General features: G+C 67.9%; 2 protein-coding genes. Both read right to left on the reverse strand.

The features are described 5' to 3' along the window. Positions 1–843: 843 nt before the first annotated feature. Positions 844–1,059 (reverse strand): hypothetical protein, encoded by a 216-nt coding sequence (locus tag VN520_RS14625; protein ID WP_325747340.1) that lies wholly within the window; start codon positions 1,057–1,059, stop codon positions 844–846. After that, on the reverse strand, positions 1,059–1,280 hold the full coding sequence (locus VN520_RS14630) for a hypothetical protein (protein WP_325747341.1): 222 nt from the start codon (positions 1,278–1,280) through the stop codon (positions 1,059–1,061). Before VN520_RS14630 ends, VN520_RS14625 begins: the two co-directional genes overlap by 1 nt. Positions 1,281–2,358 lie beyond the last annotated feature (1,078 nt).

A 2,358-nucleotide genomic window follows, 5' to 3' on the forward strand; every position in this document is an offset into this window, starting at 1 on the left:
GACACGGCCCGCCGTCTCGCCGACGAGCACCGCACAGCCGCATGTAATCAAGAGGCGCCGGGCCGCAGCGGGGTGGGTCCTCCTTGACTCCGCCGTGCTCAACGCAGACGCCCTGCCCGGGCACCTCGCGGAACCGGCATCCCTTGACCGAGCAGCTAGGGATTCGGTATGCCACGAGTGCGTCCCTTGGTTGAGCATCCTCGTTGGAGTGCTGATCCTCCGATCGAGATCAATGAAAGCAATCAGGGGCAGAATGCCGCCGGCGCATGTGTGTCGCAGTGTGCGCACCAGCCGAGACTTGCGCTTGGAATCACGATTCTCCCAGAACAAAGAAGTCACAAGATTCGTGCGCGACCTGTGCGCGGCTTGGTGAGTGTTGTAGTGCACGCTTTTCGCGTGATGATCGAGCCGTCAACAGGGACACCCGCTCAGCCATCCGTCAGTCCGCCGTTGACGTCACCAGGCAGGTCGATGTGCGCCGGACTCGACGTGGGGGCCTTGACAGCCGCCAGCCTTCGTCGGGGCCGCCTGATGCCCTGGCGTTCGTCCGGTGCAAGTGATCAGCTCGCCTGTCGCACGATGCCGGAGACAGCGCGCGCGAAAACTCCGCATGGGATTGGTTCGCCGCGTGGGTGGGGCATGGGGTGGGCGGATGGCGCCGCCGGACTTGAGGTGGCGGGCAATGCCGTCGCGGGAGCGTCAGGGGCTTGTGGCCACTCTGGAAGGCCGGTTGCCACCCAACGGTCACCGGCGGCCGACCCCGTCCACGCGAAATCGTCCAGGGGCGTAGTCAGCACCAGGGACCTCGATGCCCAGGACTGCGGTCAGCTCATTCAGGGGCGCTCATGACACGGCCTCCCGGACTCGGTCGTAGGTGTCGAAGACCCGCAGGACGATCTCGGTGTGCTCGCGGGTCGGCTCGTCCCGGCCGCCCGCTCCGGCGAGCTGGAGCCCGGCGAAGTACGGGTTCATGTAGGCCACGGCGGCGCTGGCCGCGATGTCGTACAGCCGCTTGCGTCTGGCCCGCTCGGCGTCCGTCTTCCACCGTCGGCCTCCCATTAGAACGGCGCCTCGGTCATCGGCTGGGTCGCCAGCCGGTAGCCGTCCCAGTCCAGCCGGTGGAGGCAGCCCATGGCGAGCTCCTCCTCCAGGCTCAGGTCCCCGGCCGTCGCCAGCCACTTGGTGATCAGCGCCTCCGCCTCGGCGTCGGGCACCGGGTCACCCCGGAAGGTGTCGCGGTACTGGACGTGCCCCGACGCCCACCAGTTGCCGAGCCCCATCGGCCCGTTCGTACCGCACCCAGCGGGCACTCATGTCGATCCCGAGCACGGTCGGCATCCACACGTGGCCGCCGCGCCTCGGGACCCGGATGTAGACGCGGACTGCCTGTCGGCGGGTTGGCTTCGGCGGCATGCCGCCCTCGTTGCCACGCATCGTCGCCAAAAGGCGCGGGTCGACACCCGCTGCCCGGTCTCGGCCGAGCGGTAGGTAGGTCGAAACTCTCGGCCAGCTGCCCGTCCAGGGGGCCGCCGACGAACGGCACAGTCTGTGTAGTGGTCATCGGTCTGTCTTCCCGTGAAGTCCTGTCCGAGCTTCTTGTTGAGGAATCAGAGGATTGGTTCATTCATGTGCGCAGAATGACCTCCGGCGGTCCTCTCAGAGGGGCGAAACCCAGTCTGACTGGGAAAACGCTCCCGGAAGAGTGGGTGAGTGCAGGATCAAATAGCGGTGTCCATTTGACTCCGCGATATGGATGGACCCCTCAGCGGAATTAGCACAAGTCACTCGTCATCACCGCCCTCGTCCGTCTCCGGCCCCACGAGGAAGGGCTGCAGTGGGAGCTGCAGCCCTGGCGGAGGGCCGCGCCCCCGGGCAGCGAAGATCGCGCCGGCCCGCGCGTGCTCGCCAAAGCTGGGCCCGGCCCACGCGCAGCCGACGCACGGTTCGCCGGACCGGATCCCGACGCACCGGTGTGTCCACCATCCGGTCAGCGGCCAGAAGTTCGGGCTCGGCTGCCGGGGCGCGCTGAAGGCAGCCGCGCGCTTCTCTAGCTCGGCAGGTGTGGTCATCGAGCCGACCTTCCATCGGTGGCGGGGGTGACTTCCTGACGTCCCGAGAACCGCCCGCACTGCGGAGCAGGGGGCGGGCGGTTCTCAGAAGGTGGCGCCGGTCCTGAGAACCGCCCTAACCGGGCGGTTCTCACAAACCGCGTCTGACCTGCGGTCAAGCGGCCGGCTAACGACCGCCCGGCCTGAGAACCGCCCTAAGGACCGCCCGCCGGGCGGTTGCCACCACCCGCCGTTCAGCCATCGTCATCGCCCGTCTCGATCGGCTGGCGGGGGTCGTACTCGGGGACGG

Source organism: Streptomyces sp., assembly GCF_035563135.1.
Classification (GTDB): domain Bacteria; phylum Actinomycetota; class Actinomycetes; order Streptomycetales; family Streptomycetaceae; genus Streptomyces.

Coding starts and splice junctions, on each gene's coding strand:
- VN520_RS14625 (WP_325747340.1), bottom strand. CDS start 1,059: ATGGGAGGCCGACGGTGGAAGACGGACGCCGAGCGGGCCAGACGCAAG.
- VN520_RS14630 (WP_325747341.1), bottom strand. CDS start 1,280: ATGGGGCTCGGCAACTGGTGGGCGTCGGGGCACGTCCAGTACCGCGAC.